Origin of the sequence: Luteimonas sp. FCS-9 (assembly GCF_001014645.1) — a bacterium.
Classification (GTDB): Bacteria; Pseudomonadota; Gammaproteobacteria; order Xanthomonadales; family Xanthomonadaceae; genus Luteimonas.
This window is the reverse complement of record NZ_LASZ01000028.1, coordinates 16,242-41,464: the sequence shown is the minus strand read 5'-3', so window position 1 is coordinate 41,464 and position 25,223 is coordinate 16,242. Positions and strand designations below refer to the sequence as shown.

Sequence of the window (25,223 nt, the reverse complement as noted above, 5' to 3'; positions counted from 1 at the left end):
GGGGGCGCTTTCCGGCGACGGCCCGTGCCCCCACCCGCCGCGCTTCGCGTGGCGACCTCCCCCGCAAGCGGAGGAGGTGCGATTGCGATCGCGTGCGCCGGCAGCCGCCTACAACCCCTCTTCACGAGCGCTCGTGGAGGCTGGCGGCTCCTTTCGCTTCTGTCCGGCATCGCACCCCGTTGCCGGCCCACCGATCCCGATGGCCGCAGTCGCCCCCCTGCTTCGCACGCCGCCGATACCGACCGCACCGGCATCGGTGCCGCGCGCGCAGGCGCCGCCATCCCGGTTTGCGGACGGCGACCCGGGCGCGGTGCTGCGGGCGGCGCGCGATGCGCTGGCGGCGGGTACACGCCCGATACTGGCGATCGTCGTCGAGACCGAGGGCTCGACCTACGCCGCGCCCGGCACGCTCGCGCTGTTCGGCGAGGCCCTGCAGCACGGATGGATCAGCGGCGGGTGTCTAGAACCCGAGATCGCGCGCTTGGCGATGGACACCGCGGCCGCCGAACGCATCGGCTGGCTGGAGATCGATACCACTGACGACGGCGCGCTGTTCCTCGGCTCGGCAGTCGGCTGCCGCGGCCGCCAGTTGATCGCATTGTTGCCGCTCGCCGCGCTGCCGGGCTTCGACGCCCCCCTGCAGGCCTGGCTTGCCGATCACCAGGACCTGGCGATCACACTCGATCGCCATGGCGACATCGACTGGCGCATCGGCGCACACCGCGGGCACTGGCGCCTGCCCAGCGATCCGGTGCCGCCATCCGCAGTGAACCGCTGGCCGGTCGCCGTGCGACGCGCCCCCTCGGCACTGGTGCTCGGCACCGGCCCGGAAACACCGCTGCTCGTGCCGATGCTGCGCGCGCTCGGCTGGCGCGTCTGCGTCGCCGATGCCCGCCCGACGTGGCGCGAACGTGTCGCGCCGGATATCGACGTCGCCGACCTGGCACCCACCGCCGCGATCGCCGCGCAGCCCGACGCCGACGTCGCGCTGGTCATGCACCACGGCTTTGAGGCCGACCGCGATGCGCTCGAGGCATTGGCCGCCTCGCGCATCCCGTTCGTCGGACTGCTCGGCCCCGAGCGACGCCGCCGCGACCTGTTCAAGCTGCTGCGCCCGGCCGATCGCGACGCGCTCGTCGCGCGGCTGCAATCGCCGGTCGGCGTCCCCGGCTGCGGCCGCGGCGCGGCCGCGATCGCGCTGAGCATCGCCACGCAGCTGCAGCTCTGGCGCGGCGCACACGCCTGACGCGCTCTGTAGTTCGGGTCCATGCTCGAGCAGGACACGCGCATTTTCAAAGAGCATCGCGGACACCATCCCCTGTCGGTGTCGGATCGCAATCGCGTGAATCGATGCGCACGGCCCATGACCTGCACCGTCGCGCAGCAGTGTGATCGCGCACGAAAGCGCACAACGGCCCACATGACCCGGATCTCGAAGGCGGCACCTCGAGCCGAATGAATACGCGCAACGCGAACCCTCGCAGGCAGAGCGCCTGCGTTTTTTTGACCCTCTCGACACACCGCGCCCGGCACGCTCGGTCCTCGCAGTACGCGCATCCATGCGGACGTGCAACGCGCTCCCCGTCTTCATTCCAGCCAGCCCGTGCCTCCGGTCGCCAGCCAGAAGGATTCCGCCATGTCCCCGCTCACCCGTCGCGACCTGCTCAAGGCAGGCGCGGCCTCGGCCGGCGCCGTCGCTGCGCCCGGCATCGCCCACGCCGCCACCGCGGCCGTGACGTCCACGCCGCCGCGCGCGCCGGTGCTGCAACGCGTCGCGCTCGAGGTCAACGGCCGCCGCGTCGAGCGCGAGGTCGATACCCGCACCTCGCTGCTCGACCTGCTGCGCGAGCACCTGCAGCTCACCGGCACCAAGAAAGGTTGCGACCATGGCCAATGCGGCGCCTGCACCGCCATCGTCGACGGCCGCCGCGTCAACACCTGCCTGACGCTGGCGGTGATGCACGAAGGCGCCGAGGTCACCACGATCGAGGGCCTCGGTACGCCCGAGCGCCTGCATCCGATGCAGGCCGCGTTCGTCAAGCACGATGGCTACCAGTGCGGCTACTGCACGCCGGGGCAGATCTGCTCGGCGGTCGCGGTGCTCGACGAGGTACGCGACGGCATTCCCAGCCACGTCACCGGCGACCTCACCGCCCGACCCGCGCTCAGCCCCGACGAGATCCGCGAGCGCATGAGCGGCAACCTCTGCCGTTGCGGCGCCTACGCCAACATCCTCGACGCGATCGAGGACGTCGCCGGCACGCGCCGCGCAGCGGGAGCCGGCGCATGAAGGCCTTCGACTACACGCGTGCCGCCTCCCCGGCCGAGGCCGCCGCGGCCGCCGCCCGCACCCCGAACGCCAAGTTCATCGCCGGCGGCACCAACCTGCTCGACCTGATGAAGCTCGAGATCGAGACGCCCGCGCAACTGATCGACGTCAACGGCCTGGCGCTCGACACGATCGAGAAGACACGCGACGGCTTCCTGCGCATCGGCGCGCTCGTGCGCAACACCGACCTCGCCGCCGACGCCCGCGTGCGCCGCGACTATCCGCTGCTGTCGCGCGCCCTGCTCGCCGGCGCGTCGGGCCAGTTGCGCAACCGCGCGACCACCGCCGGCAACCTGTTGCAGCGCACGCGCTGCCCGTACTTCTACGACACCGACCAGCCGTGCAACAAACGCCTGCCCGGCAGCGGCTGCGGCGCGCTGGAGGGCTACAGCCGCCAGCTCGCGGTGATCGGCGGCAGCCGCGCCTGCATCGCCACCCATCCCAGTGACATGGCGGTCGCGATGCGTGCGCTCGACGCCGTCGTGGAAACGGTCGGGCCCGACGGCAGCGAACGCCGCATCGCGGTGGCCGACCTGTACCTCGCGCCGGGCGACACGCCGCAGCGCGAGACCGCGCTCGCGCCGGGCGAACTGATTGCCGCGGTCGTGCTGCCGCCACCGGTCGGCGGCCGCCAGCTCTACCGCAAGGTCCGCGACCGCGCCTCGTACGCATTCGCGCTGGTGTCGGTCGCGGCGATCGTCCACGACGACGGCCGCGGCCGCATCGCCGTGGGCGGCGTCGCGCACAAGCCCTGGCGGAGCGACGCCGCCGATGCCGAACTGCCTCGCGGCGCGGCGGCCGTGGCCGCACGCCTGTTCGACGGCGCCACCCCGACCGACGACAACCGCTTCAAGCTCACGCTTGCCCAGCGCACGATCGCCGCCGTGCTGGTCGAGGCGCAGGAGACCCGCGCATGAAATTCGACACCCCCGCCGGCACCAACCCGATCGACCGCCTGCGCGTCGTCGGCCAGCCCCTCGACCGCATCGACGGTCCGCACAAGGTCACCGGCACCGCGTCCTACGCCTACGAGTGGCACGACGTCACCGAGCGCGCGGCCTACGGCCACGTCGTCGGCGCCGGCATCGCCAAGGGCCGCATCGCCGCGCTCGACACCTCCGCCGCCGAACGCGCGCCGGGCGTGCTGGCGGTCGTCACCGCGCGCAACGCCGGCAAGCTCGGCAAGGGCAAGATGAACACCGCGACGCTGCTCGGCGGCCCGGCGATCGAGCACTACCACCAGGCGATCGCGCTGGTCGTGGCCGAGACCTTCGAGCAGGCGCGCGCCGCTGCCGCGCTGGTCCGCGTGACCTACGCCCGCGAACCCGGTCGCTTCTCGCTGCATGCGGAAAAGGACCGCGCGATCAAGCCCGGCGGCGACACACCGGCCGACACAGCGGTGGGCGACTTCGACGGCGCGTTCGCGTCGGCCGAGGTCACGCTCGATGCCACTTACACCACACCCGACCAGTCGCACGCGATGATGGAGCCGATGGCCTCGCTCGCCGCGTGGGACGGTGACCAGGTGACGATCTGGACCTCCAACCAGATGATCGCCTGGAGCCAGAGCGACGTCGCCCGCACGCTCGGCCTCGCGCCGGAGAAGGTGCGCCTGGTGTCGCCGTACATCGGCGGCGGCTTCGGCGGCAAGTTGTTCGTGCGCGCCGACGCCATCCTCGCCGCGCTCGGCGCGCGCGCGGCCAAGCGCCCGGTCAAGGTCGCGCTGCACCGCCCGCTGATCGCCAACAACACCACCCACCGCCCGGCGACCGAGCAGCGCATCCGCATCGGCGCCGGCCGCGACGGCCACATCACCGCGATCGGCCACGAGAGCTGGTCCGGCAACCTGCCCGGCGGCGATCCGGAGGTCGCGATCCAGCAGACCCGCCTGCTCTACGCCGGCGAGCACCGCATGACCAGGATGCGCCTGGCCACGGTCGACCTGCCCGAGGGCAACGCAATGCGCGCGCCCGGCGAGACGCCCGGCATGATGGCGCTGGAGATCGCGATCGACGAGATGGCCGAGAAGCTCGGCATGGACCCGGTCGAGTTCCGCATCCGCAACGACACCCAGGTCGATCCCGAGAAGCCCGAACGGCCGTTCTCGCAGCGCCAGCTCGTCGAATGCCTGCGGCAGGGCGCCGAGCGCTTCGGCTGGGATCGCCGCGCCGCACACGGCAGCGTGCGCGACGGCCGCTGGCTCGTCGGTCTCGGCATGGCTGCCGGTTTCCGCAACGCCCCGGTCATGAAATCCGGCGCCCGCGCGCGCCTGCATCCCGATGGACACGTCACCGTCGAAACCGACATGACCGACATCGGTACCGGCAGCTACACGATCATCGCGCAGACCGCGGCCGAGACGATGGGTCTGCCGATCGAGCGCATCGAGGTCAAGCTCGGCGACTCGGATTTCCCGGCCTCCGCCGGCTCGGGCGGCCAGTGGGGTGCCAACAGCGCGACCGCCGGCGTCTACGCCGCCTGCATGAAGCTGCGCGAGGTCGTCGCGACCCGGCTCGAGCTCGACCCCGCGACCGCCGAGTTCGTCGACGGCGAAGTGCGTGGCGGCGGGCGCGCGGTGAAACTTGCCGAGGTCGCCGGCGACGGGCAGATCGTCGTCGAGGATGCGATCGAGTTCGGCGATCTCGACAAGCAGAAGCAGCTGTCGACATTCGCCGCGCATTTCTGCGAGGTCGGCGTCGACGCGCTGACCGGCGAGACCCGCGTGCGCCGAATGCTCGCGGTATGCGCGGCCGGCCGCATCCTCAACCCGAAGCAGGCGCGCAGCCAGGTCATCGGCGCGATGACGATGGGCATCGGCGCCGCGCTGTCGGAGGAACTGGCGGTCGACGAACGCCTGGGCTTCTTCGTCAACCACGACCTCGCCGGCTACGAGGTGCCCGTGCACGCCGACGTGCCCGAGCAGGAAGTCGTGTTCCTCGACGAGGCCGACGCCGACAGCTCGCCGATGAAGGCCAAGGGCGTCGGCGAACTGGGCCTGTGCGGCGTCAGCGCCGCGATCGCCAACGCGATCCACAACGCCACCGGCGTGCGCGTGCGCGACTACCCGATCACACTCGACAAGCTGCTGCCTGGGCTGCCGGACGTCGCCTGACGGCGACGCACCGGCTGCGGCGGCTCACCCGCCGGCCAGGCCACCGCCTGCGCGACCGGGCAACGCATCGTCGTTGTCCGGCGCGTCCGGATCGTCGAGATCGCCGACTTCGCGGTCGAGGCCTGTCTTCGGGTCGCGCGGCGGCGTCTGCGTGGTCTTGCCGTTCTGCGGCTCGGTATCGTCCTTCGGCTTGCCGGTCTGCGTGGTCATGTCGATGTCCCGTACGGTGGAACTTGGAGGCTACGGCGGGATGCGTGAAGGCGTGGCCTGATTCACGCTTTGCTGCGGAAGGCCCGTGCCCCCACCCGACGCGCTGCGCGCGTCGACCTCCCCCGCACGCGGGGGAAGTGCCTATGCGCCTGTCGGGGCATTGCGCCTTTTGCGGGCAGAAGAATTCGGGTGGGGAGCGCGCTTGGCGAAAGCCTGCTCCTGGCCGCCACGTTCACCCCGCATCCGCTACACCTGTGCCCTCCGCACGGATCGCGCCCATGACGACGCCCTCTCCTGCGATGACGCCGCCCGAGGACATCGCCAAGACCATTTCCGACACCTGCACCGACAAGGCCGCGCTGCCGTTCGGCGCAATGGCCGGACTCGGCGTGCTGGCCGGTGCCTACATCGGCTTCGGCAGCCTGATGGCCGCGTTGCTCGGGGCCGGCACGTCCGGGCTGCCCTACGGGCCCGCGCAGCTCGCGATCGGGACCGGCTTCGCGCTCGGCCTGATCCTCGTGCTGCTCGCCGGCGCTGAACTGTTCACCGGCAACACCCTGATGACCCTGCCGCTCGCGCAGCGCCGCCTCGGCCCGGCACGCCTGCTGCGCGCGTGGAGCGTGGTCTGGCTCGCCAACCTCGTCGGCGCGCTGGCGCTGGTGCTGCTCGCGATCGGCGCCGGGCTGCACACTGCCGGCGACGGCGCCGTCGCCGCGTCGGCGATCGAACTCGCCGCGACCAAGACCGCCAAGCCGGCCGCCACGATCGTCGCCAGCGGCGTGCTCGCCAACATCCTCGTCTGCCTCGCCGTGTGGATGGCCGCCGGCGCCAAGACCGCGGTCGACAAGGTCGCCGTGATCGTCCCGCCGATCGCCGCGTTCGTCGCGCTCGGACTGGAGCATTCGGTCGCCAACATGTCGCTGCTGCCGCTGGGCCTGCTGGCCGCGTCGGCCAACGGCGTCGCACCGCCTGCCGAGTTGTCCTGGGCCGCCGCCGGCGCCAACCTGCTGTGGTCGACGCTCGGCAACATCCTCGGCGGTGCCTGCGTCGGACTGGGCTACTGGGCGATCCATCTGCGGAAATGAAGCTCCGCGTAGGTCGAAGTGCCAAGCGCTGGGCCGACATCACCCGCCCATCGGTCAACGCGGTGCGACAGCCCTCATCATGACTGACCTTGAGATGATTGGATTCCCTATTCGCCGCATATGCTGCGGCGAATAGGGGTAATCAATGTCCTGCTTGCAGCCCCTCAGCAGGTGCGCGAAGGCCCCGGGAAGCGCCATCCAACCTACTCGGCATACACCGCATCGCGGATCGCGCGCGGCAGCGCGCCGGACATGCCCTCGAAGGCGGTGTTGGTCAGCAGCACGACCGTCAGGCCATTGGCGCGGTCGACGAACCAGGTGTGGCCGTAGACCCCGCCCCACTGCAGCGTGCCGCGCGCCTGCGGCGTCGCGGCGGCGTCAGGGTCGACGAGCACCGCGCCGCCGTAGCCGAAGCCCCAGCCCGGCCCCTGCGTGGCCGCTTCTGTGCCGACGTGGTCGCGCATCGCAAGGGCTGCGGTCGCGGTATGCAGGAAGCCCGGCCCGCGGGCATGGAAGGCGTCGAGCGCGCGCGTGACGTCGTCGGCGGTGCCGAGCATGCCCGCGCCGCCCGACGCGAAGGCGTCCGCATCGAACGCACGGTCGGGATCGAAGCGCAGCGACACCCCCAGCCCCGGCGGCATCGGCACGTCCACCGCACCGGTCATCCGGCGCGGCGCCGGCGCGCCATCGAGATACGGTGCTGCGACGCGCGCCGATGGCGCCACCGAGAACGCCGCGTCCGCCATGCCGAGCGGCCCGGTGACCAGATCGGCGACGGCACGCGGCAGGTCGGTGCCGTGCGCCTGCGCGACCACCTCGCCGAGCACGTCGGTCGCCAGCGAGTACCGCCAGCCCGCGCCGGGCGCGAACGCGAGCGGCGCCTCCGCGATCCGTCGCACGTTCTGCGCCAGCGTCAACGGCGCCCGGTCGAGCCCATCCGACACGCCGAGCCGCCGATACGGCCCGTCCGCGGGCTGCGCGCCCGGATTGTCGAGCCCGGCGCTGTGCGTCAGCAGGTGATGCACGGTGATCGTCGGCACGGTGCCGTCGGCCAGCGCAGGGCGGAAGTCCTGAATCCAGCGTGTCACCGGGTCGTCCAGGCGCAACCGGCCCTGGTCGACGAGGCGCAGCGCGGCCAACGTCACGATCGGCTTGGTGACCGAGGCCAGGCGGAACACGGCATCCTCCGGCATCGCGCGGCCCGCCTCGCGATCGATCAGGCCCACGGCCCGCCGGTAGACCGTGCGCCCTTCATGCCTCACCAGCACCACGGCACCGACGATCCGCTGCTCGCGCACCGCGGTGTCGAGCACGGCGTCGAGCCGCCGCGCCAGTTCGGGCGACGGTGCATCGGCGGGCGCGCCGCCGGTGGCGATGGACAGGGCGAGCAAGGCGGACAGTGCGGTCATGACGGACTCTCGGGATGGGGGCACACACTGTCCCGCCGGCGATACGCCGGAAACAGACGATCGGACTTCACCGGCCTGTAAGTTCTGCTTCATGTCCAAGCACGAAACCCTTGCCGGCCTCAGCGCGTTCCGCAGCGTCGCCCGGCTGGGCAGCTTCACCCGCGCCGCCGATGCTGCCGGCATCAGCCCTTCGGCCGTGTCCCAGGGCGTGCGTGCGCTCGAGGCCAGGCTCGGCGTGCGGCTCCTGCACCGCACCAGCCGCCGGGTCACGCTCACCGAGGCCGGGCGCGTGTTCCTCGAACAGATCGACGTCCCGCTCGACCGCATCGACATCGCCATGCAGCAGGCGCGCGCCGGCCGCGGCCAGCCGAGCGGGCTGCTGCGGCTCAATCTCTCGCGCCTGGCGGCCGAACTGCTGGTGGTGCCCCGGCTGCCCGCGTTCGTCGCCCGCTATCCCGACATCCAGGTCGAGCTGTTCACCGACGACACGTTGTCGGACCTCGTCGCCGGCGGCTTCGATGCCGGCATCCGGCTCGGCCAGTCGCTGGCGCGCGACGTCATCGCCCGGCCGATCGGCGGTAAGCAACAGCGCATCGTCGTCGGTACACCCGGCTACCTGCGCCGGCACGGCACGCCCACCTCGCCAGGCGAGTTGGCCGCGCACGACTGCATCCGCTTCCGCCTACCCGGCAGCGGCCGCATCGAGGCCTGGCGCTTCGCAGACGCCAGCGGCACCTTCGAGCTCGACGTCCAGGGCCGGCTGGTGTTCGCCGACGACCGCCTCGTCCGCGAGGCCGCACGCGACGGCCTGGGCCTGTCGCGGCAGTTCGTGCAGAGCATCGCCGACGATCTCGCCGCCGGGCGCCTGGTCGAGGTGCTGGCCGACTACCGCTGCGCGCAGCCGGGCTTCTACCTCTATTTCCCCGCGCGCGAATTGATGGCGCCGAAGCTGCGCGTGTTCGTGGATTTCTTCTGCGGGGACGGGGCGGCACCAACCGAGGTACCCGCCGCCGCGCCTTGATTGGTGTGTCCGGCTCATCAACCGACGCGCGCCCAGGCGCTACGTCAGCGTCTGCTTCGCGCAACCCCCAGCAGCCGCCACATGTACTGATCAGACGAAGCGACCAACTGGCGAAATACTCTGAATCCAAAGCACCTCATTTTTTTCTCGATGACCGCGTTTACAGAAACGGAATGACAACTACGGCTCGTTCGATCGGTCTGGGATAATCTTCATCTCTAGCATATCCAGCCCAAGCAGGGGCGAGATCATGAGCTTCCCATGGGAGTCTGTAGAGATGCCGAACGGCTGCGGCACCGAATTGTCGATCTCGACAGGACTCATGGCACCGGTGGAGATGGCGTAGATATAGACCAACGTGCCCCGCGGCGGCAGCCCATCCGCCTCAGAAGCGGTTAAACCCTCCTTGGGCTCGAGCGAAGGCAGGTCGGCATACCCAATGAGCCGGTCATCATCGAGGATGAGCCAGCTGAAGCTTGTGGCATCCTCGGGTTCATCCGGCCGCACCGGAGGCGTGGCAATGTGCCTGACGTCATTGACGGAATTAAGTGAGTACTCCGCATCGCCGAAGTCAATAAGTGCCTTGCTTCGATCCGGGGTCAAGCTCAGGCCGTAGATCGGTTTGCCAGGAACAGCAGACATCACGACGTTCCCCTTCGCATCGACAATTCTTCCCGTCGAACCTCTACCAAGTAGTTCGAGGGGCGAAGGCTTGCGTCTATGGGCTGGCGAAACCCCATCCTCTAGCGGCACGGCAACCAGCATGTAGCGAAACACCTGCTCCTTCTTCGCCCCAAAGGCCGAACCTGCTGCAGGCAAGCTCAAAGTGCATGCAGAACCCAAAAATGCGACGAGCAGAACGAGGCTGCGCAAGAGCTTCATGTATTGCGCCTCAAATCCTGGAGCAATGCACCCGAAACAGCATCACATATATCTTGCCTGACTTGCTCGTAACCCTCGTTAATGCTGAGTAGCTCATCTACTGCTTTATTATCGATGAATTCAACTTCAAGCAGCACGGCCCTCAAAGGATGCCAAGTGGCTGTGTTACCTAAATCACCTTCGCTTTGAACCGCAAGCGCGGTTTCCGATTTAACTCCGCGATCCCGGGCATCGACATCATGGGAGAAGATAGCGTTGTACGCAGCACCATTCACCCGCCGCGCCAAAGCCATGTCAGCGTCGAAATTGTGATTGCTGGCTTGAGGGCGTATCAATGTTTCCGTACCTCTTGCGACGCCATTAGCCCCATTAAAGTGAATGCTGAGCAGAATGTCGGCACCATTGTCTCGACCGACCCTTGCCCGATCACTCCCCCTAACATTCCGATCATCGTCGCGAGTCATGTAAATCAAAACATTACTATTCACACCCAATCGCAAGGCTCGCAACGCTGTCCTGATGCGCAATCCAAAGTCCAGAGTGAGGGTCTTTTCGAGAATGCCGCTGGTGTGCGATGTGGCATTGTTGGCAGAGGAACCAGGTTGATTCTCAGTGCCTCCATGCCCCGGATCGATCACGATGATGCCCGGCACCTCCAGATCGATCAGTTCCATCGCTCCATCCTCGCCCTCCAACTGCACGCTGATGCGGGCGGCGTTGAAGGCGATCGGCGGCAGGTTGATGCGGATGGCGGTGTGGCCGCTGTCGTCCACGGTGGTAGTGGCCTGTTCCTGGCTGATACGGGCGAACCCGGTGGCAGTGAACGCGACCGGCAACTCGAAACGGTCGCGATGTTCGGGAGCAGCCTGCGCCCAGTCGCCCCGGAACACAGGATCGCCCGCCACCTGGCCTTCTTCAACAGGCTGCACGAACAGGGGCGCCATCGACCATGTGACCGTCTTGCCGACATGGTGACCATCAGGTCGTCCCTCGCTCCAGACCCGAATCCTCAATTCGCGATGCGCGATGCGGTTGATCGGCGGTTCGACCTTGACCATCGGGTGTTTGTGCGGAATCGGTTGGGGTTCGGTCGAACCCTCCACGACGGCGTCTTCTTCATCAAGGATCTGCGGCGCGAGCGCGATGGCATCGATATGCAACACGTCCTGCGGTCTTTCGATCAGGACTTCGCGGCGCCTGGTGTCGGTTCTGGGCGAGGTGATCGAATGGGCAATGCGGCGATAGGCGATTCGGGCAGCAGTACCGGCCATGGCTCACCCTTCCCTCACTTCCAGTATCACGTCCTCGACGTCGGCAGAACTCACGACAAGGGTGCGGCCCAACGCGTCGGTGACGCCATCGAGAGGGGTACCATCCTTGAGCAGGATGCGATACGGCATGTTGGGCAGCGGTGCGCCGGTCGCCTTGTCCCTCAGCACAAAGCCTTCGTCGAACAGCTTGGCTCGCGTATCAGGTAGTTCGGGAAGCGCAGCACCCCCGCGAACCCCTTCCAGGTAGGGATGCTGGCTGGCTTTGACGATGAAGTTGCCGGGCATCTGATAGTTCCCTTATCTTCGATGCGCTTTCCATGGAGCAGCTTCAGCAATGACGCTGATTATCGCAGCCGACGCGCACGACCATCTGATTCTCGCCGGAGATCATTGCGCAGTGCTGTCTCGGGTGTCAAACCCGGGTGCTTCGCGTGCAGTGCTCGACAACTATCGAAAGGTCTACCCCTGGAAATACGGCGCCATCGCCGCTTCCGGCGATGTGTTCCTGATGGCCTATATCTATCGCCTGTTCTTGCACCACGCAAGCAAAGGCAGGCCCGTCAATGTGCTGCAGGTTGCCCGCGAAGCAAAGGCGACTCGCTCCGCGACCGGCGTCCCACCCGATCACTCCACTGGCAGCATCTACTTCACGCTGCCCGGGAACGAAAATTTCCACCTGCACGGCCTGCACATCACAGCAGACACCATCATTCACGAGACCATCGATCCACTGACCACGTGTTTCTCGATGCATCGGGATGCGCCAGAGCCCTCCGCGTACGAGGTCTTCAACAGCCAACTGCGCCCCTCTTTCTTTTTCTCCTCTATCGCCGAGTTCCAGCGCCACCATCTCGATCTTCTGACACGATTCTTCCGCGACCAGAGCGCCGTCGACGATCTGGTGACGGCATCTTTCGACGTGTGCATGCTGGATAAACGGACGGGAATCGGTTCGTTCTGGCAGATGTCGGAGCGCTTTCGGCAACTGGTCACCCTCGAGCTTTCCGCAGATGACGCCACGCGTGTCGCACAAATCGAGGCAACGAACATGCGCTCGTCATCGTTAGCCACTCCGCTCTCACTTCCCTGACCTGTACCTGTGGGCGTCTCTTATATCCAGTTCCCAGCAGCGTGTGCTGGTCGACTGATCCTCCCCGCGCCGCTGCCGGACATTAATGACATATCCGGCAGCAGGGTCGGGCCAGCGTTCGCTCAATGCACCCGATACGCCGGCGTTGCCGCACGGCGCACAGACGAGCGCTGTGCGAGGTGGGCCACGCCGGGCATGTAGCCGGGCCGGGGCTCTTCGACGCCGCGGCGCGGCCGGTGCACGAGTTCGAGGGTCTGCGCTTCGATCTGGTCGAGGAGTTCGCGCACGGCGTCGGCATCGTCTGAGATCGCCTGGCCCAGGGCCGGCAGCGTGGCGTCGGCGAGGTCGTCCTCGTGCCCGGAGGCGATGATGTCGCCATGCGCCGAAAGCGTCTGGACCAGCCGGCCGAGTGCGTCAGCCTGGTCGAGTGTGACGCCGAAGTGGTACGGCTCGCCGTCGGCATCCTGTCCGGCCGTCGACGCGGCGGGCGCGGGCTCGGCCCTGGACGGCGGCGCAGCCGCAGGGGTGCCGTGCACCGGCGCAGCTGCCGTCGCCTCGAGTGCCGCCGCGGTCTCGGCCTTCGATGAAACGGGTTCGGCCGCCTGCGTGGCGGTCGCGTCGGCATCCATCCCCTCCCGCCGCGCTGGCCAGTCCAGCGCGGCCATCACGCTGTCGATCTGCTCGGCCAATTGCTCCATGCAGAACTGCAGCTCGTGCCAATCGAGCTGCGGCGGGTCGTCGGCACTGGTCCGCGGTTCGGCCAGACGCGCGATGAAGCGCATGAACACGCGCAGCCGCTCCAGGCGGTACTGCGCGTCTTCCGACAGGTAGTAGCCCGGCCGGCTGGCCGCGTCGTTCGATGATCCAGTCATCACTCACCTCCGTGTGTGGGGGACGACGCCAACACCAGCGAAACCACGCGGATGCAGGCGTCGGATTCAATCATCGATGGCGCGCCCAACGCGCGCCATCGGGCATGCAGCACACTCGCTATCGGGGTTCACCCCGAACGCGCATCCGCATCCTTGCTACGCCACGTCCTCGTCAGGCCCACCAGGCCCGTCGGCCAGCACCTGTCGGATCTTGTCGAAGTAGCTGTCGTCGAGCACACGCTGCAACTCTTCCGGCGTGCGGGCCTCGGCGAGCCGGCGCCGTATGTCCTCTTCCCGGGCCGAGCGCGGCGCAGAGTCGGCATCGTCGTCGGCATCGGCCGGCGGCGCCTCGCCGGGTGCGTGCGCGCCCACGGCCTCCAGGATCCCGCGCGCCTCGAGCCCGGCGCTGAAGACCGCGTGCCCGATCGTGGGCACCGTGTGGGCGTGCAGCACGCTCTTGTCGCCCATCGCGAGCACGTCGCCCAGGGCGGTGATCGATTGCAGCAGGTGGTCGAGGCGGTCGACCTGGTCCAGGGTGACCCCGGTCATCATCCGTTGCGCTGTCATGTCGGCAAGCTTCCTGTGCAGTGAGTCCAGAAATGTCGATGTGTGGCATGGCGCGGAGAGCGTCGGTGCCGCAGGCCATCCGCGACCCGCCGTACACCCTGAAGTTCCCGCCATCCGCAATCTGAAGTTTAGATAATCGGAGCCGGGCGCGCAACGTCGTCGCAACGCGCCCGGCCCCGACCGCCTTCGATCAGTGCAGCGCGGCCCCGTAGGCGGGACGTGGCTCACGCACGCCGGTCGGCGGGCGCAACGGCGTGCGCAGCCGCTGGTCCTGCACCTGCTGCAGGATCTCGCGCACCGTGTCGGCACCCTCGGAGATCGCCAGGCCCAGCGTCGGCACCGTGTCGTCGGCCCAATCGTCCTCGTGGCCGGACGCGAGCACGTCGCCATGCGCCATCAGCGTCTGCACCAGACGGTCAAGCGCATCGGCCTGGTCAAGCGTCACGCCGAACGAGAAACCGTCTGACACCTCAGACGCCTCCGCTGCACGCGCCTGGGCGTAGGCGCCCATGGTCGCCTCAGGCGGCGGGCCATCGGCACTCGTGGCCTCGGCCGAGTCCGCCTCGTCCGGCGGCGTGTAGGTCTCCGGCGGCGCATGTGCACCCTCCTGCGTCGTCTTCGGCCGCCATGCCATCGCTTCGAGCACCTGGTCGGCCTGTTCGGCCAACAACTCCAGGCAGGTCGCCACATCACCGCCTCGCACCTGCGGTATGCCCTCTTCTTCGTCACGCAGCGAGCGCGGCTGCGCCAGTTCCGACAGAAACCGCATGTGCTCGATCAGCCGTTCCAGCCGCACCTGGCTGGCCTCCGGCACGAAGTAGCCGGGCCGATCCTGAGCGTCATCGTCATGCTTGGACATCGCGTTACCTCCGTTCCATGGGGAATGACCCGCCCACCGCGCACGGCGGACGGGAAGTCGGGAGGCTCGAAACCGCACACAGCCGGCGGGCTTATTTCCCTTTCGGGTGTTTTATTCACCGCCCTCCCGACGTAGGTAATCACGTCGGTTGCACCTGCAAAGATCGCAGGCACAAAAAACCCACCGGTTTGTCGGAGGTGGGTACCGCTGTGTGCGGAGTTTCGAGGCTCCGTGGATGAGATTGCGACTGAGGGCGCGGGATGTCAACCCCTGGATTTACTTTTTTTCGTCATCGTTTTGGATGGACTCTATTCGTCGGTCTCGCTCACCAAGTCCGGCATCGACGGACAATCACGAGGACGCAGCAAATCGAACTCGGCATCTGCAGCGCCCGGCATCGCAAGTGGCGATAGTCTCCGATGGAGAGCAACACGTATGCAGGCTCCCCCCCCGGTGGGTGATGAACACCGGCCCTCGCTTGGATTCACGCGTCGCGCGACCGACGTTGCGCCGAAACTGGCTGCTGCTCAAAGCAATCACGGCATGCTTCCAGTGAGGGAGTGGACGAAAACTAATACCAAATCGCCATCGGAAGTCCAACTGCATCCCGCCCAGGCGGTGACGGCAGCGAACACGCAATGCCCGCCGCGATGCGTTCGGCAGACCACAGCGCAACCAATGCATCCAGTAAGTCGTCGCGCGCGGCCGCGCGCCTGGGCACCGCGGACAACAGAGCTTCGACCTGTGCGCCCAAGACGGCTGACAACAGCTGCATGCGTTTCGCGGCTCCGGCCACAGACTTCTTCCCCTCGGCCAGCCCCACGCCGCCATTCAACGCGGCGAACGACACCTCGGGGTGCACCTCCCGCACGATCCTTGCCGCGTCGGCATCCGACCGCAGCACGGTGTCCCAATCCCGGATCTTCGCCAGCAAGCCGAACGCCTGCGCCCCGAATCCGCGCCCGTCGATCGCGCGGTGCCGGCGGGAGGCCTCGGGCTGGCTGGCGGCATCCAGGATGCCCCGCACCGGCGCCGAGAACACGCTGCATGCGCGGCGCCCGCCCACGAACCGGCGCGCCAGGACGTCCACCTCGCGCGCCCCGTGCTCGGCCAGGCCGATCGGCACGTCCACCGCCACGACCCGTGCCTGCCGATGGGCACTCACGACCGCCTGCGCGCTGGTATGCACCTCGAAGGCGAACCGATCGCCGGCACGCCAAACGGCGATCCAACCCGCCTTGGCACCATCCACCCCCACGCAGTCCATTGGTCGCATCCTCGGCCGTCCCCGCCCCGCCTATACTGCCAGCCAACAGGGATACGGACGCCACTGCTTGAGCCAGGACATCGAGACCCTCCAGGCCGCATTGCGCGTCTTCGCGCTGAGTGAATAGGTATCTGACGCGTAAGGAGGCCTCCTGCTAAATTTCCAGTTGCGCAGAGGCACGACCTAGCGCACAGTTCCCCAGCCGCGGGGGCGGCACAGGGGATGAGCGATGGATAGCTCCACGATCCGGTTCGACCGCGGTCTCTTCGGCGACGAGGTCATCGCGCGTACAGCACACCGCTACACGAATTTCTTTCACGTTGTCGTCCACAGCACTGAAAACGAGATCGGCGTCGAGCTCACACCGCGCGCAGGCGTCGAGAGGCCGTCTGACTTAAAAGCCCATTTTCGGGACGACGCGCTGGATGAACGGCTACGGCAATCCGTCCGCGAAGAAACGTGCGACCTACATGCGGAACTGATCCGTGCAGCGCTACGCGAAGCGATGCCGCGACGCACGGATGGCACGCCATGAGGTTTCGCTCGCCTGACGCGTTCACTGGCTCTGCCCAAAGCTACCGCCTGCTTCCGCTTCGCTTTCGTCGTCTTCCGTGGGATCGCGACCGCGTGTTCGTCTCGTCGCTGGCGGGCGACTGGCTGATGATGCGCCGGGACGCATTTGAGCAGTTCGTTAACCACGCGCTGGACGTGCATGACCCCTTACTAGCCGACCTGCAAGCACGTCATCTGGCGATGGTCGATCCGCAGCGCAGCACGTTTGCGCCGTTGCTGAGCCAGTACCGAACCCGGAAGTCCTACCTCTTCGGTGGCCCGGCTCTTCACATCTTCGTGGTGTCACTGCGATGTCACCACACTTGCAACTATTGCCAAGTTTCCCGTCAGCAAACCTCAGCGACGGCCTTTGATCTAAACGCCGACTCTGCCCGTCTTGCGGTGGAACGCCTGTTCGAATGGCCTTCGCACGAGTTGACCATCGAGTTCCAGGGCGGAGAACCGCTACTCAATTTCGACCAAGTGCGGGTCATTACCGAACAGATCGTGGCGCGTAATGTGTTCGAGAAGCGCGCATTGCGCTTTGTACTGGCCTCCACGCTGCACGACCTCACCGACATGCAGTTGGCTTTCTTCCAGGAGCACCGCTTCAAACTGTCGACCTCGCTCGATGGCCCCGAATGGCTCCACAACGCCAATCGTCCAAGGCCGGAGCGCGACAGTTATCGGCGAACGGTCGAGGGCATGGCGCGTGGCCGCAGGGTGCTGGGGGATGATGCGGTGTCGGCGCTGACCACACTGACTAGGCGCAGCCTCGAGGCGCCTGAAGCCATCATCGACGAGTATCGAAAGCTCGGCCTCCATTCCATCTCGCTGCGTCCGCTGAGCCCCTACGGCTTTGCCGCAAAGACTCGCGAGCGCAATGGCTACAGTACGGCAGCTTATCTTGCGTTCTACAGGCAGGCGCTGGAACACCTGCTGGCGGTCAACCGCTCCGGCTACGTCATGGATGAGACGTTTGCCAGCCTGCTGCTCTCGCAGCTTCTTGGTCCATTCGGGCACGGCTATGTAGACCTACGCTCACCCACGGGTGGCGGCTTCGGCGCGGTCATCTACGACTACGATGGTCGGGTTTACCCCTCCGATGAAGCACGCATGCTGGCGGCCATGGGAGACACCTCGTTCGCGCTCGGCCACGTTGGCCAGCCAGTGAGCGACTGGTTGGCTTCACCGGCCATGGAACGCCTCATGGCTGCCGGAGTGGCTGAATCGCTGCCCACATGCAGCGATTGCGCATACGTCCCGATGTGCGGCGCGGACCCCATCGAGCACTATGCCCGTCAGGGTGACGCCATCGGCCACCGCCCATCAAGCGACTTCTGCCAGCGACAGATGGGGATGTTCGATCTGTTGCTGCAACGCTATGAATCCGCAGATACGACGGACCGCCGTGTGCTGGAAAGCTGGGCTTTCGGGACTGCCGGCAGCCACCAAGCGGAGGACACGCTCGATGCTGCCGCTTGAAACCAAAGCCGCGATTACGGGCCTGACGAGCCCACTGCTAGTCAAGCTTGCCGGGCTGCCCGAACTCGCCGAAGGCCAATTTCCGCTGGAGCGAATGGCATTGGACTTGAGATCGGTCCCCCGGCACGCAATGACGCCCGAACTGCTCGACCTGCGGTGGGGCGCGCTCGTCGGTGCCCAGCCACTCGCTGACAACGCCCCTGACAGCCTACTCTCGCAGGCCTGGTCGTCCGGGCGTCCGATGGCAGCGCTGCAAGGCGACAGCGCCATCGCCAAGCCCGGGGACGTCCTCGAGCTCGACCCCTACCGTCAGCGCGCCGCTGTGCGCTATCGCCGCGGCGACAACGGCAATGTGCTGTTCGCCACCGAGCGCTGCAACAGTTACTGCCTGATGTGTTCCCAGCCGCCGCGCCAGGTCGAGGATGATTGGCGCGTCCAGCATCTCTGCGATCTGGTGGACCTCATCGATGGCACCGAGCCATCACTCGCGATCAGCGGCGGGGAGCCGACACTGCTGGGCGATGGTCTTGCCACTGTTGTGGCCAAATGCTCGGAGCGCCTGCCAGATACCCACGTACACGTGCTGTCCAATGGGCGTCTGCTCGGAGATGTCGACCTCGCTGACCGGTTCGAAGGCCTCCATCGCCATCTGACGTGGGGCATTCCGCTCTATGGCGACCACTATGCCCTGCATGACTATGTAGTGCAGAGCGAGGGCGCATTCGCGCAGACCCTCCGCGGCCTCTATGCACTGGACGCTGCCAGGCAACGCATTGAAATCAGGGTGGTGCTGGTGAAGCCGTCACTGGAACGATTGGAGGCGCTGGTCCGCTTTATTCTCCGCAATCTTCCGTTCGTCGAGCATGTCGCGCTGATGGGCATAGAGCCCATTGGTTTTGCCAAGGCGCACCATGCGGCGCTTTGGGCGGATCCTGCTGACTACACCGCACAGATCCAAGGTGCAGTAGATGCTTTGAGCCGTCGCGGAACGGATGTTTCGCTCTACAACCTGCCTTTGTGCACCATCCCGGAGTCGCTTTGGCCGTTCGCGCGCCAAAGCATCTCCAACTGGAAGAACGATTATCTCGATGCGTGTTCCTCGTGCGCAGTGAAGCATCGTTGCAGTGGTTTCTTCTCCTGGGTGACTCCCCAATGGACGAGCCGCGCAATCATCCCAATTGAACTCGATCTGGAGGCCGCCTGATGTCCACCGCTCTCATCATTACCGGAAGCGCGTTAGGTGCCTTCGCACCGGAGCCCCCACAGCGCCCGACAGACCTGATGGAACTCGCCGCCGCTGATGCCAAGTATTCGACTGTATTGAGCTCATCACTCAACGCCGGGCTTGACAACCTCTACGCAGGACATCGAAGCCACAGCTCACACCGGTCGCATAGTTCGCACCGGTCGCATTCGTCAGGCTCGGGCAGTTCCTACCGCTCTTACACGCCGCCTTCGACTTACACTCCACCGCCACCGCCACCGCCAAGTCAGGTGAGGCCAATCGATGAATCACGGAGCACCCAGTCAACGAGCACGGGGACCAGCCTGAGCCCCTCGACCCTGCAGACCCAGACGCCCCAGCGCAACGCCGAAGACCTGCGCATGCTGATCATGCGGGTGCAGGCCGCGCTCTTCTCCCGCAACTACGATCCAGGCGCGATTGACGGCGTAATGAGCACCAAGACGCAAGCGGCGTTGCGTGCATTTCAGACTGCTCACGGTCTCAGCGTCACAGGCACAATGACGACCGAGACGCTGACTGCGTTGAGTGTGAGATTGTGAAGCGGGCAGTGCCACACGCCCTCACAGCCATCTGAGTGCCTCACGGGTAGGGAAGTTGTCTCGACAAGGTAGTCAGACGATGCACGCATCGACTTCGAGACACTGCCGGCCACAACCCGCCCGCCCCACCAGCCGGCAGTCTCCGGTGCACCGTCAGCGCTCCATCGCCACGAAGACGGCACGATATGTTCGTCACACTGCCAACAATCGCCATGCCCGACACCCTGACCCCCACCGACACCATCATCACCGGCGCCGTCCGCTTCCGGGACCTCGCCTACGTGGCGACACAGGACGACAGCCTGGAGGCGCGGATCGAGCACTCCCACCTCTACAGTTGGGACGACGGTGCATGGGGCCATGACGACATGAAGGACTGGCCGACGGCCAGCATCACGATCACGCAACAGCCACTGCAACAGGTGCTTTTCATGTCGCCGTATGGCGACGTCCGGCTGTTCGGCAGTGGCCAGGAGAACGATGAGCGGATCTGCACGCCGGAGGACGACCCGCGGGATCGGGGCCATCTGCGGCAGGTACGCACGATCGGCCAGCACACCTTTGCGGTCGGCATGGGCCGGCAGGTGTACAGGCGCGAGGGCGTCGGCCATTGGAGCTGCCTGGATCAGGCCATCCGGCCGGCCATCGGCGAGACCAAGGGCTTCGAGTCCATCGACGGCTTCAACGCGGGCGATCTGTACGCGGTGGGCTGGGATGGCGAGATCTGGCGGTACGACGGCACGCACTGGCATCCGCAGGCCAGTCCGACGCCTCAGGTGCTGACCCGCGTGCTGTGCGCCGGCGATGGACAGGTGTATGCGTCCGGGCGGCGCGGCCTGCTGATTGTCGGCCGACACGATCGCTGGCGCGTCCTTGCCCAGAACGCCACCGTCGGCGACATCCAGGACCTGGCTTGGTACGCATCGTCGCTCTATGTCGCGACGGCGCGGGGCCTATACACCTTGCAGGCCGACACCCTGGTGCCGGTGGCCTTCGGGGAGCATGCGCCGGCGACGTTCCACCATCTGAGCGCAGCCGATGGCGTGCTGTGGGCGTTCGGCGCCAAGGACATCCTGGCCTTCGACGGCACGGCCTGGTCGCGCATCGACTGAGCGCGATCAGCGTTTGCGTGGGCGGCGCCGTGTTCAGTCACACGTCCTGGCTGACGCAGGGCTGCAACGCCATTCGCCTTGGGCAAAGCCGTGCGGGCGCGCAACGCCGCCGACATCGAGGCCATCACCCAGTTGGGCGGGCGCTATGCGCCGCCGTCGCTGGAGCGCACGGGCGCTGGCGCGGTGCTGCGCTTCTTCGCGATCGCCTACGCACCCACGCACGCGGCCGAGGTCGTGTGGCGCGACTGCAGGGCGATGCGCGCATCGAGGTGACGGCGACGCCGGTCGCGCGCTGAGGCGAATCACGGGGCTGTCGACTGCCTCGCCAGCGCCCCCTCGGGTACCAAGCCTCCTGCGCCGACATCACCCAGCTCCAGGGCCCAAGGCCGAGCCGCGTTCGACCGCAGGTCAGGCGTGTACCCGCCAGCGCCCGCCCTTCGCGGGCCCGATGCGCTCAAGACGCCCGGCGTCTCGCAGCGCGCGGATGGCACGCTCGATGGCGCGCTCGGACCTCCCGAGCCGAGCCGCCAGTTCGGGGATTGACAACGTCGGCGCGTCGGTGAGCAGAGTGAGGATCCGGTCAGGCGTTTTCCCCGGCGTTTTCCCCGGCGTTTTCCCCGGCGTTTCGGATTCAATCGCTTCCTGCAGACTGGTCTCGATCGCGTCCAGGAGGAACTCGATGAAGGACGAGCAGTCGCTGTTGGCGTCGGCCGCCCCCAGCTCGGCGTAGTACGCCTGCTGGCGAGCTTTGATCACGGTCTCGACCGGCAGATAAGCCAGGATCGGCTGCCATCGGCTCAGGATGAGGGTCTGCCATAGCCGCCCCATCCGGCCATTTCCATCGCTGAAGGGATGGATGAACTCGAATTCGTAATGGAAGGCGGCCGATGCGATCAGCGGATGCGCGTCGGTCCTGCCAACCCAGTCCAGTAGGTCGCCCACCAGCCGCGGCAACTGGCTGGTCGGCGGCGCCATGTGGACCAGCCGGTCCCCGCGGTAGATACCGACATCGCCCGCCCGTAGCCTGCCGGCATCGTCCCGGAGCCCGGCCATCAGCAGTGCGTGGGCGGCCAACAGGTCTTCGAGCCGGCTGGGCACCCAGCCCGGCATGGCCTCGTAGGCTGCGAACGCGTTGCGGACTTCCTGGATCTCCCGAGGCGACCCCAGGACCGGCTTTCCGGCAAGCACCGCCGTGACCTGCTCGACCGTCAACGTGTTCTGCTCGACTGCCAGCGAGGCCTGGATGGTGCGGATGCGGTTGTCGCGGCGGAGCGCCGGCATCAGCGCATCCTGGTTGACCGCCTTCCACGCACCGAGCAACTCGGCGATGTTGGCGATCGCCGTCGTCATGCGATGCGTCAGCTGGAAAGGTGGCTGGTAGGCGGGCACTCGATATCCGCAGTCGTGCGTGTTCGGCTCATGCGGACCATGCACGAGGCGCAAACACACCGCAACCGGTGACCGAAGACGCAGCCTGCCGTCCTTCCAGCGCCGGCGCCCTACCCGGCCGGCGCCATCCGCACCGTCGGCGTCAGTGCGATGTTCGCGCGCTCGCTCATCAGCTGCAGTTCGCCGTCCTGGATCATCGCGGTCAGGCGCATGCCGCGTTCGAGCAGGGCGACGGCGGCCTCGACGTCCGCGGGGTCGAGGTCGAGGACGGTGAGGTTCTTCAGGCGCGCAAGCCCGGCCGCCTGCTTGTTCCACCAGATCTCGGCGCTGCCGCCGCTGTAGGTCACCACGACCACGCTGCGCGCGCGGGCGCAGGCCTTGCGGATGCGGCTCTCGTCGGGCTGGCCGAGGTCGATCCACTGCTCGATGTCGCCGGTGTAGTCGCGCAGCCACAGGTCGGGCTCGTCGTCGTTGCTCAGGCCGCGGCCGAACTCCAGCCGCTCGTGGGCGTGCAGCGCGAAGGCGATCAGCCGCACCATCAGCCGGTTCGGGGTCTCGGACGGGTGCTGGGCGAGCGTGAGGTTGTGCTCGGCGTAGTAGTGCCGGTCCATGTCGCTGACCTGCAGCTCCAGCCGGTAGATCGTCGCGTTGGGCGCCATGGACGGGTCTTCTCGAAGGGAGCGCCATTGTAGGCGCGTGGCGACGGGACCCGGCCGGCGCGCTGCGATCAGTCCGCCGGCGGCGCGTCGAGCGCGGCGGCGATGCGGGCCGAGAGCCAGGCGATGTCGGTCCGTGCCAGGCTGCGGCCGAGCGCGACCATGCCGACACCGATCAGCAGCAGCACCGCGCCGACCGGCAGCAACAGCCAGGCGCGCGGGGTGCCGGCGACGGCCATCGCGAGGACGCTGCCCGTCCACAGCACGCCGAAGCCGAACCAGAACGCGAGGAAGATCCGCACGCTCCAGTGCATCGCGAAGCGGCCGGCGAGCACGGCGCCCCTGCCCTCGCGTGCGAACCGGCCGACGAACACCGGCTTGAACGCGTTGCGCGTGCGCGGGACGTGGTGCTCGAGCACGACCCGGTCCTCGGAGACGCGGCCGATCATGGCCTCCTCGCGCGGCGGCAGGATGCCGCGCCGCTGCACCATCAAGGCGAGACGCGCGGCGGCGACTTCGGGCGGGTGCGCGCTCGCGAAGCGGGCGTGGCGGGACGGCGTGTCGGTGTTGCGTGGGGGCATGGCGCGGCAGATCGCGAACGGACGCGCATCGTAGGGCACCTGCATACCGACGGCACGCGGCCGGCGCCGTTGTGCAGAAAACCGCGGCGCTGGCACGGCCGCATGCGGCACGCATCGTTCCGCGTCCGCGGCATCGCGTCGCATTGCCGTGCCGGCGCGATGCCCCAACGTGGTTGTGACCGGACGCAGCCGCTTGTATCGCGACGCCGCCGGCTCAGGGTCTCCTTGGACAGCTCTCCCTGACCGTTGCCTCCACGAGCTGCCCATCATTGCGAAGGAGACCACCCCCATGGCATTTGCGACCACCAATCCCTACACCGGCGAGACCGTCAAGACGTTCGAGGAGGCTACGCCGGCGCAGATCGACGCGGCCGTGGGCCGCGCGCACGCCGCGTTCCTGCGCTGGCGCGAGACCTCGTTCGAGCAGCGTGCGCAGGTGCTGCGCCGCGCCGCCGAACTGCTGCGCGCCAAGCCGCGCGAGTTCGCGCAGATCCTGACCCTGGAGATGGGCAAGCTGATCGGCGAGGCCGAGGCCGAGGTCGAGCTGTGCGCGAAGATCCTCGACTACTACGTCCAGCATGGCGCCAAGGCGATGGGCCCGCGCTACCTGCCGGCCGAGGGCTTCGGCGAGACCGACGTGCAACTGGTCAAGGAGCCGCTGGGCGTGCTGTTCGCGGTCGAGCCGTGGAACTTCCCGTTCTACCAGGTGATCCGCATCACCGCGCCGCAGGCGACCGCGGGCAACGCGATCGTGCTCAAGCACGCGGCGAACGTGCCGCAGTCGGCACTGGCGATGGAGCAGTTGTTCCGCGACGCCGGCGCGCCGGACGGCCTGCTGACCAACTTGTTCGTCTCGCACGACAACGTCGAGCGCGTGGTCGCCGATCCGCGCGTGCGCGGCGTGGCACTGACCGGCAGCGAGCGCGCGGGTTCGGCGGTCGCGGCGCTGGCGGGCAAGTACATGAAGAAGAGCACGCTGGAATTGGGCGGCGCGGATGCGTTCATCGTGCTGTCGGACGCGGACGTCGCGCAGGCGGCGAAGTGGGCGGTGTTCGGCCGCCACTGGAACGCGGGCCAGGTGTGCGTGTCGTCGAAGCGGATCATCGTCGAGGCACCGGTGTACGAGCAGTTCCTCGAGCACTACCGCGCCGGCGTGGCCGCGCTGCGGGCGGGCGATCCGATGGATCCGGCGACGACGCTGGCGCCGCTGTCGTCGCAGGGCGCACGCGACGGGCTGGCACGCCAGGTCGAGGAAGCGATCGCCAATGGCGCGAAGGCCGAGACGCTGGGCGCCCCGGTGCCCGAGCAGGGCGCGTTCTACCAGCCGACGCTTCTGACCGGCATCACCGCCGACAACCCGGCCTACCGCACCGAGTTCTTCGGGCCGGTGAGCCAGGTCTACCGCGTGGCCGACGAGGACGCGGCGATCGAACTGGCCAACGATTCGCCGTACGGTCTGGGCGGCTCGGTGTTCAGCCAGGACACCGATCGTGCCAAGCGCGTGGCGGCGCGGCTGGAGACCGGCATGGTCTACATCAACCAGCCGACCGGCGTAAAGGCGGACATCCCGTTCGGCGGGGTCAAGAACTCGGGCTACGGCCACGAACTGATCGACCTGGGGCTGACCGAGTTCGTCAACGAGAAGGTCGTGGTGGTCACGGACATCAACGGGTCGTTCTGATCCTCCCA

26 protein-coding genes are annotated in these 25,223 nt (G+C 67.5%); 14 read left to right on the top strand and 12 right to left on the bottom strand.

Translation table 11 applies throughout. The features are described 5' to 3' along the window. Window positions 1–199: 199 nt before the first annotated feature. The 4 genes from WQ56_RS16420 to paoC all read left to right on the top strand — a co-directional run bounded on the left by WQ56_RS16420 (window position 200) and on the right by paoC (window position 5,441). Window positions 200–1,246 carry an XdhC/CoxI family protein gene (locus WQ56_RS16420; protein ID WP_082132489.1) on the top strand — a complete coding sequence of 349 codons (1,047 nt, stop codon included), beginning with the start codon at window positions 200–202 and terminating at the stop codon, window positions 1,244–1,246. Between the two features lie 390 nt (window positions 1,247–1,636). Beyond that, window positions 1,637–2,290: an aldehyde dehydrogenase iron-sulfur subunit PaoA gene (paoA, locus tag WQ56_RS16415; RefSeq protein ID WP_047138214.1), complete on the top strand. Its 654-nt coding sequence runs from the start codon at window positions 1,637–1,639 to the stop codon at window positions 2,288–2,290. Beyond that, window positions 2,287–3,246: a xanthine dehydrogenase family protein subunit M gene (locus WQ56_RS16410; protein WP_047138213.1), complete on the top strand. Its 960-nt coding sequence runs from the start codon at window positions 2,287–2,289 to the stop codon at window positions 3,244–3,246. The genes paoA and WQ56_RS16410 overlap by 4 nt, the downstream gene beginning before the upstream one ends. Then, window positions 3,243–5,441 (top strand): aldehyde oxidoreductase molybdenum-binding subunit PaoC, encoded by a 2,199-nt coding sequence (gene paoC / locus WQ56_RS16405; protein WP_047138212.1) that lies wholly within the window; start codon window positions 3,243–3,245, stop codon window positions 5,439–5,441. Before WQ56_RS16410 ends, paoC begins: the two co-directional genes overlap by 4 nt. A gap of 24 nt (window positions 5,442–5,465) precedes the next feature. On the opposite strand, the gene WQ56_RS16400 is transcribed toward paoC, so the two are convergent. After that, window positions 5,466–5,651 carry a hypothetical protein gene (locus tag WQ56_RS16400; RefSeq protein ID WP_047138211.1) on the bottom strand — a complete coding sequence of 62 codons (186 nt, stop codon included), beginning with the start codon at window positions 5,649–5,651 and terminating at the stop codon, window positions 5,466–5,468. Window positions 5,652–5,929: 278 nt separating this feature from the next. On the opposite strand from WQ56_RS16400, the gene WQ56_RS16395 reads away from it, so the two are divergent. Next, window positions 5,930–6,736: a formate/nitrite transporter family protein gene (locus tag WQ56_RS16395; RefSeq protein ID WP_047138210.1), complete on the top strand. Its 807-nt coding sequence runs from the start codon at window positions 5,930–5,932 to the stop codon at window positions 6,734–6,736. Between the two features lie 203 nt (window positions 6,737–6,939). Here WQ56_RS16395 and WQ56_RS16390 read toward each other — a convergent pair whose 3' ends face one another. After that, the gene (locus WQ56_RS16390) at window positions 6,940–8,145 is read right to left on the bottom strand and encodes a serine hydrolase domain-containing protein (protein ID WP_052773066.1); all 1,206 of its coding nucleotides are present in this window, start codon (window positions 8,143–8,145) and stop codon (window positions 6,940–6,942) included. A 91-nt stretch (window positions 8,146–8,236) separates the two neighbouring features. On the opposite strand from WQ56_RS16390, the gene WQ56_RS16385 reads away from it, so the two are divergent. After that, window positions 8,237–9,166 carry a LysR family transcriptional regulator gene (locus WQ56_RS16385; RefSeq protein WP_047138209.1) on the top strand — a complete coding sequence of 310 codons (930 nt, stop codon included), beginning with the start codon at window positions 8,237–8,239 and terminating at the stop codon, window positions 9,164–9,166. 180 nt (window positions 9,167–9,346) lie between these two features. Here the strand turns inward: WQ56_RS16385 and WQ56_RS18880 are convergent, their stop codons facing one another. The 3 genes from WQ56_RS18880 to WQ56_RS18315 are packed head-to-tail and all read right to left on the bottom strand — an operon-like array spanning window position 9,347 to window position 11,604. After that, window positions 9,347–10,048 (bottom strand): hypothetical protein, encoded by a 702-nt coding sequence (locus WQ56_RS18880; protein WP_156170603.1) that lies wholly within the window; start codon window positions 10,046–10,048, stop codon window positions 9,347–9,349. Beyond that, window positions 10,045–11,319 carry an N-acetylmuramoyl-L-alanine amidase gene (locus WQ56_RS18320; RefSeq protein WP_082132487.1) on the bottom strand — a complete coding sequence of 425 codons (1,275 nt, stop codon included), beginning with the start codon at window positions 11,317–11,319 and terminating at the stop codon, window positions 10,045–10,047. Before WQ56_RS18320 ends, WQ56_RS18880 begins: the two co-directional genes overlap by 4 nt. A gap of 3 nt (window positions 11,320–11,322) precedes the next feature. Continuing rightward, a complete protein-coding gene (locus tag WQ56_RS18315; RefSeq protein WP_082132486.1) occupies window positions 11,323–11,604 on the bottom strand; it encodes a hypothetical protein in 282 nt (93 codons plus the stop codon). 49 nt (window positions 11,605–11,653) lie between these two features. Here WQ56_RS18315 and WQ56_RS16370 point away from each other — a divergent pair, with 49 nt between their 5' ends. After that, window positions 11,654–12,409, top strand: coding sequence for a hypothetical protein (locus WQ56_RS16370; protein WP_156170602.1), 756 nt, complete (start codon window positions 11,654–11,656; stop codon window positions 12,407–12,409). A 122-nt stretch (window positions 12,410–12,531) separates the two neighbouring features. Here the strand turns inward: WQ56_RS16370 and WQ56_RS18875 are convergent, their stop codons facing one another. The 4 genes from WQ56_RS18875 to WQ56_RS16350 form a co-directional block, all read right to left on the bottom strand. Then, complete coding sequence (locus WQ56_RS18875; protein WP_156170601.1) at window positions 12,532–13,281, bottom strand: hypothetical protein; 750 nt, start codon at window positions 13,279–13,281, stop codon at window positions 12,532–12,534. Window positions 13,282–13,437: 156 nt separating this feature from the next. Beyond that, entirely contained in the window at window positions 13,438–13,848 is a 411-nt protein-coding gene (locus WQ56_RS17810; RefSeq protein ID WP_156170600.1) for a hypothetical protein, read from the bottom strand. A 190-nt stretch (window positions 13,849–14,038) separates the two neighbouring features. Further along, on the bottom strand, window positions 14,039–14,707 hold the full coding sequence (locus WQ56_RS18870) for a hypothetical protein (protein ID WP_047138205.1): 669 nt from the start codon (window positions 14,705–14,707) through the stop codon (window positions 14,039–14,041). A 571-nt stretch (window positions 14,708–15,278) separates the two neighbouring features. After that, window positions 15,279–15,974: a DUF429 domain-containing protein gene (locus tag WQ56_RS16350; RefSeq protein WP_047138204.1), complete on the bottom strand. Its 696-nt coding sequence runs from the start codon at window positions 15,972–15,974 to the stop codon at window positions 15,279–15,281. A gap of 229 nt (window positions 15,975–16,203) precedes the next feature. On the opposite strand from WQ56_RS16350, the gene WQ56_RS18865 reads away from it, so the two are divergent. From WQ56_RS18865 to WQ56_RS16325, 6 genes are all read left to right on the top strand, one after another. Continuing rightward, window positions 16,204–16,509: a hypothetical protein gene (locus WQ56_RS18865; protein WP_156170599.1), complete on the top strand. Its 306-nt coding sequence runs from the start codon at window positions 16,204–16,206 to the stop codon at window positions 16,507–16,509. After that, window positions 16,506–18,011 carry a His-Xaa-Ser system radical SAM maturase HxsB gene (gene hxsB, locus WQ56_RS16345; protein ID WP_047138203.1) on the top strand — a complete coding sequence of 502 codons (1,506 nt, stop codon included), beginning with the start codon at window positions 16,506–16,508 and terminating at the stop codon, window positions 18,009–18,011. The genes WQ56_RS18865 and hxsB overlap by 4 nt, the downstream gene beginning before the upstream one ends. Next, window positions 17,998–19,215 carry a His-Xaa-Ser system radical SAM maturase HxsC gene (gene hxsC, locus WQ56_RS16340; protein WP_047138202.1) on the top strand — a complete coding sequence of 406 codons (1,218 nt, stop codon included), beginning with the start codon at window positions 17,998–18,000 and terminating at the stop codon, window positions 19,213–19,215. The genes hxsB and hxsC overlap by 14 nt, the downstream gene beginning before the upstream one ends. After that, window positions 19,215–19,796, top strand: a complete 582-nt coding sequence (gene hxsA / locus WQ56_RS18300; protein WP_082132485.1) for a His-Xaa-Ser repeat protein HxsA — start codon at window positions 19,215–19,217, stop codon at window positions 19,794–19,796. The genes hxsC and hxsA overlap by 1 nt, the downstream gene beginning before the upstream one ends. Window positions 19,797–20,008: 212 nt before the next feature. Then, window positions 20,009–20,908 carry a hypothetical protein gene (locus WQ56_RS16330; RefSeq protein ID WP_047138201.1) on the top strand — a complete coding sequence of 300 codons (900 nt, stop codon included), beginning with the start codon at window positions 20,009–20,011 and terminating at the stop codon, window positions 20,906–20,908. 78 nt (window positions 20,909–20,986) lie between these two features. After that, window positions 20,987–21,181 carry a hypothetical protein gene (locus WQ56_RS16325; protein WP_047138200.1) on the top strand — a complete coding sequence of 65 codons (195 nt, stop codon included), beginning with the start codon at window positions 20,987–20,989 and terminating at the stop codon, window positions 21,179–21,181. Window positions 21,182–21,316: 135 nt separating this feature from the next. On the opposite strand, the gene WQ56_RS16320 is transcribed toward WQ56_RS16325, so the two are convergent. From WQ56_RS16320 to WQ56_RS16310, 3 genes are all read right to left on the bottom strand, one after another. After that, window positions 21,317–22,258 carry a Fic family protein gene (locus tag WQ56_RS16320; RefSeq protein ID WP_047138199.1) on the bottom strand — a complete coding sequence of 314 codons (942 nt, stop codon included), beginning with the start codon at window positions 22,256–22,258 and terminating at the stop codon, window positions 21,317–21,319. Between the two features lie 149 nt (window positions 22,259–22,407). Further along, window positions 22,408–22,956, bottom strand: coding sequence for a YaeQ family protein (locus WQ56_RS16315; protein WP_047138198.1), 549 nt, complete (start codon window positions 22,954–22,956; stop codon window positions 22,408–22,410). 68 nt (window positions 22,957–23,024) lie between these two features. Further along, on the bottom strand, window positions 23,025–23,534 hold the full coding sequence (locus WQ56_RS16310) for a hypothetical protein (RefSeq protein ID WP_156170597.1): 510 nt from the start codon (window positions 23,532–23,534) through the stop codon (window positions 23,025–23,027). A 289-nt stretch (window positions 23,535–23,823) separates the two neighbouring features. On the opposite strand from WQ56_RS16310, the gene WQ56_RS16305 reads away from it, so the two are divergent. Beyond that, a complete protein-coding gene (locus WQ56_RS16305; protein WP_047138197.1) occupies window positions 23,824–25,215 on the top strand; it encodes an NAD-dependent succinate-semialdehyde dehydrogenase in 1,392 nt (463 codons plus the stop codon). Window positions 25,216–25,223 lie beyond the last annotated feature (8 nt).

What these genes read in the sequence shown, in the direction of transcription:
- WQ56_RS16420 (WP_082132489.1), top strand. Translation starts at nt 200, where the DNA reads ATGGCCGCAGTCGCCCCCCTGCTTCGCACGCCGCCGATACCGACCGCA.
- paoA (WP_047138214.1), top strand. Translation starts at nt 1,637, where the DNA reads ATGTCCCCGCTCACCCGTCGCGACCTGCTCAAGGCAGGCGCGGCCTCG.
- WQ56_RS16410 (WP_047138213.1), top strand. Translation starts at nt 2,287, where the DNA reads ATGAAGGCCTTCGACTACACGCGTGCCGCCTCCCCGGCCGAGGCCGCC.
- paoC (WP_047138212.1), top strand. Translation starts at nt 3,243, where the DNA reads ATGAAATTCGACACCCCCGCCGGCACCAACCCGATCGACCGCCTGCGC.
- WQ56_RS16400 (WP_047138211.1), bottom strand. Translation starts at nt 5,651, where the DNA reads ATGACCACGCAGACCGGCAAGCCGAAGGACGATACCGAGCCGCAGAAC.
- WQ56_RS16395 (WP_047138210.1), top strand. Translation starts at nt 5,930, where the DNA reads ATGACGACGCCCTCTCCTGCGATGACGCCGCCCGAGGACATCGCCAAG.
- WQ56_RS16390 (WP_052773066.1), bottom strand. Translation starts at nt 8,145, where the DNA reads ATGACCGCACTGTCCGCCTTGCTCGCCCTGTCCATCGCCACCGGCGGC.
- WQ56_RS16385 (WP_047138209.1), top strand. Translation starts at nt 8,237, where the DNA reads ATGTCCAAGCACGAAACCCTTGCCGGCCTCAGCGCGTTCCGCAGCGTC.
- WQ56_RS18880 (WP_156170603.1), bottom strand. Translation starts at nt 10,048, where the DNA reads ATGAAGCTCTTGCGCAGCCTCGTTCTGCTCGTCGCATTTTTGGGTTCT.
- WQ56_RS18320 (WP_082132487.1), bottom strand. Translation starts at nt 11,319, where the DNA reads ATGGCCGGTACTGCTGCCCGAATCGCCTATCGCCGCATTGCCCATTCG.
- WQ56_RS18315 (WP_082132486.1), bottom strand. Translation starts at nt 11,604, where the DNA reads ATGCCCGGCAACTTCATCGTCAAAGCCAGCCAGCATCCCTACCTGGAA.
- WQ56_RS16370 (WP_156170602.1), top strand. Translation starts at nt 11,654, where the DNA reads ATGACGCTGATTATCGCAGCCGACGCGCACGACCATCTGATTCTCGCC.
- WQ56_RS18875 (WP_156170601.1), bottom strand. Translation starts at nt 13,281, where the DNA reads ATGACTGGATCATCGAACGACGCGGCCAGCCGGCCGGGCTACTACCTG.
- WQ56_RS17810 (WP_156170600.1), bottom strand. Translation starts at nt 13,848, where the DNA reads ATGACAGCGCAACGGATGATGACCGGGGTCACCCTGGACCAGGTCGAC.
- WQ56_RS18870 (WP_047138205.1), bottom strand. Translation starts at nt 14,707, where the DNA reads ATGTCCAAGCATGACGATGACGCTCAGGATCGGCCCGGCTACTTCGTG.
- WQ56_RS16350 (WP_047138204.1), bottom strand. Translation starts at nt 15,974, where the DNA reads ATGGACTGCGTGGGGGTGGATGGTGCCAAGGCGGGTTGGATCGCCGTT.
- WQ56_RS18865 (WP_156170599.1), top strand. Translation starts at nt 16,204, where the DNA reads ATGGATAGCTCCACGATCCGGTTCGACCGCGGTCTCTTCGGCGACGAG.
- hxsB (WP_047138203.1), top strand. Translation starts at nt 16,506, where the DNA reads ATGAGGTTTCGCTCGCCTGACGCGTTCACTGGCTCTGCCCAAAGCTAC.
- hxsC (WP_047138202.1), top strand. Translation starts at nt 17,998, where the DNA reads ATGCTGCCGCTTGAAACCAAAGCCGCGATTACGGGCCTGACGAGCCCA.
- hxsA (WP_082132485.1), top strand. Translation starts at nt 19,215, where the DNA reads ATGTCCACCGCTCTCATCATTACCGGAAGCGCGTTAGGTGCCTTCGCA.
- WQ56_RS16330 (WP_047138201.1), top strand. Translation starts at nt 20,009, where the DNA reads ATGCCCGACACCCTGACCCCCACCGACACCATCATCACCGGCGCCGTC.
- WQ56_RS16320 (WP_047138199.1), bottom strand. Translation starts at nt 22,258, where the DNA reads ATGACGACGGCGATCGCCAACATCGCCGAGTTGCTCGGTGCGTGGAAG.
- WQ56_RS16315 (WP_047138198.1), bottom strand. Translation starts at nt 22,956, where the DNA reads ATGGCGCCCAACGCGACGATCTACCGGCTGGAGCTGCAGGTCAGCGAC.
- WQ56_RS16310 (WP_156170597.1), bottom strand. Translation starts at nt 23,534, where the DNA reads ATGCCCCCACGCAACACCGACACGCCGTCCCGCCACGCCCGCTTCGCG.
- WQ56_RS16305 (WP_047138197.1), top strand. Translation starts at nt 23,824, where the DNA reads ATGGCATTTGCGACCACCAATCCCTACACCGGCGAGACCGTCAAGACG.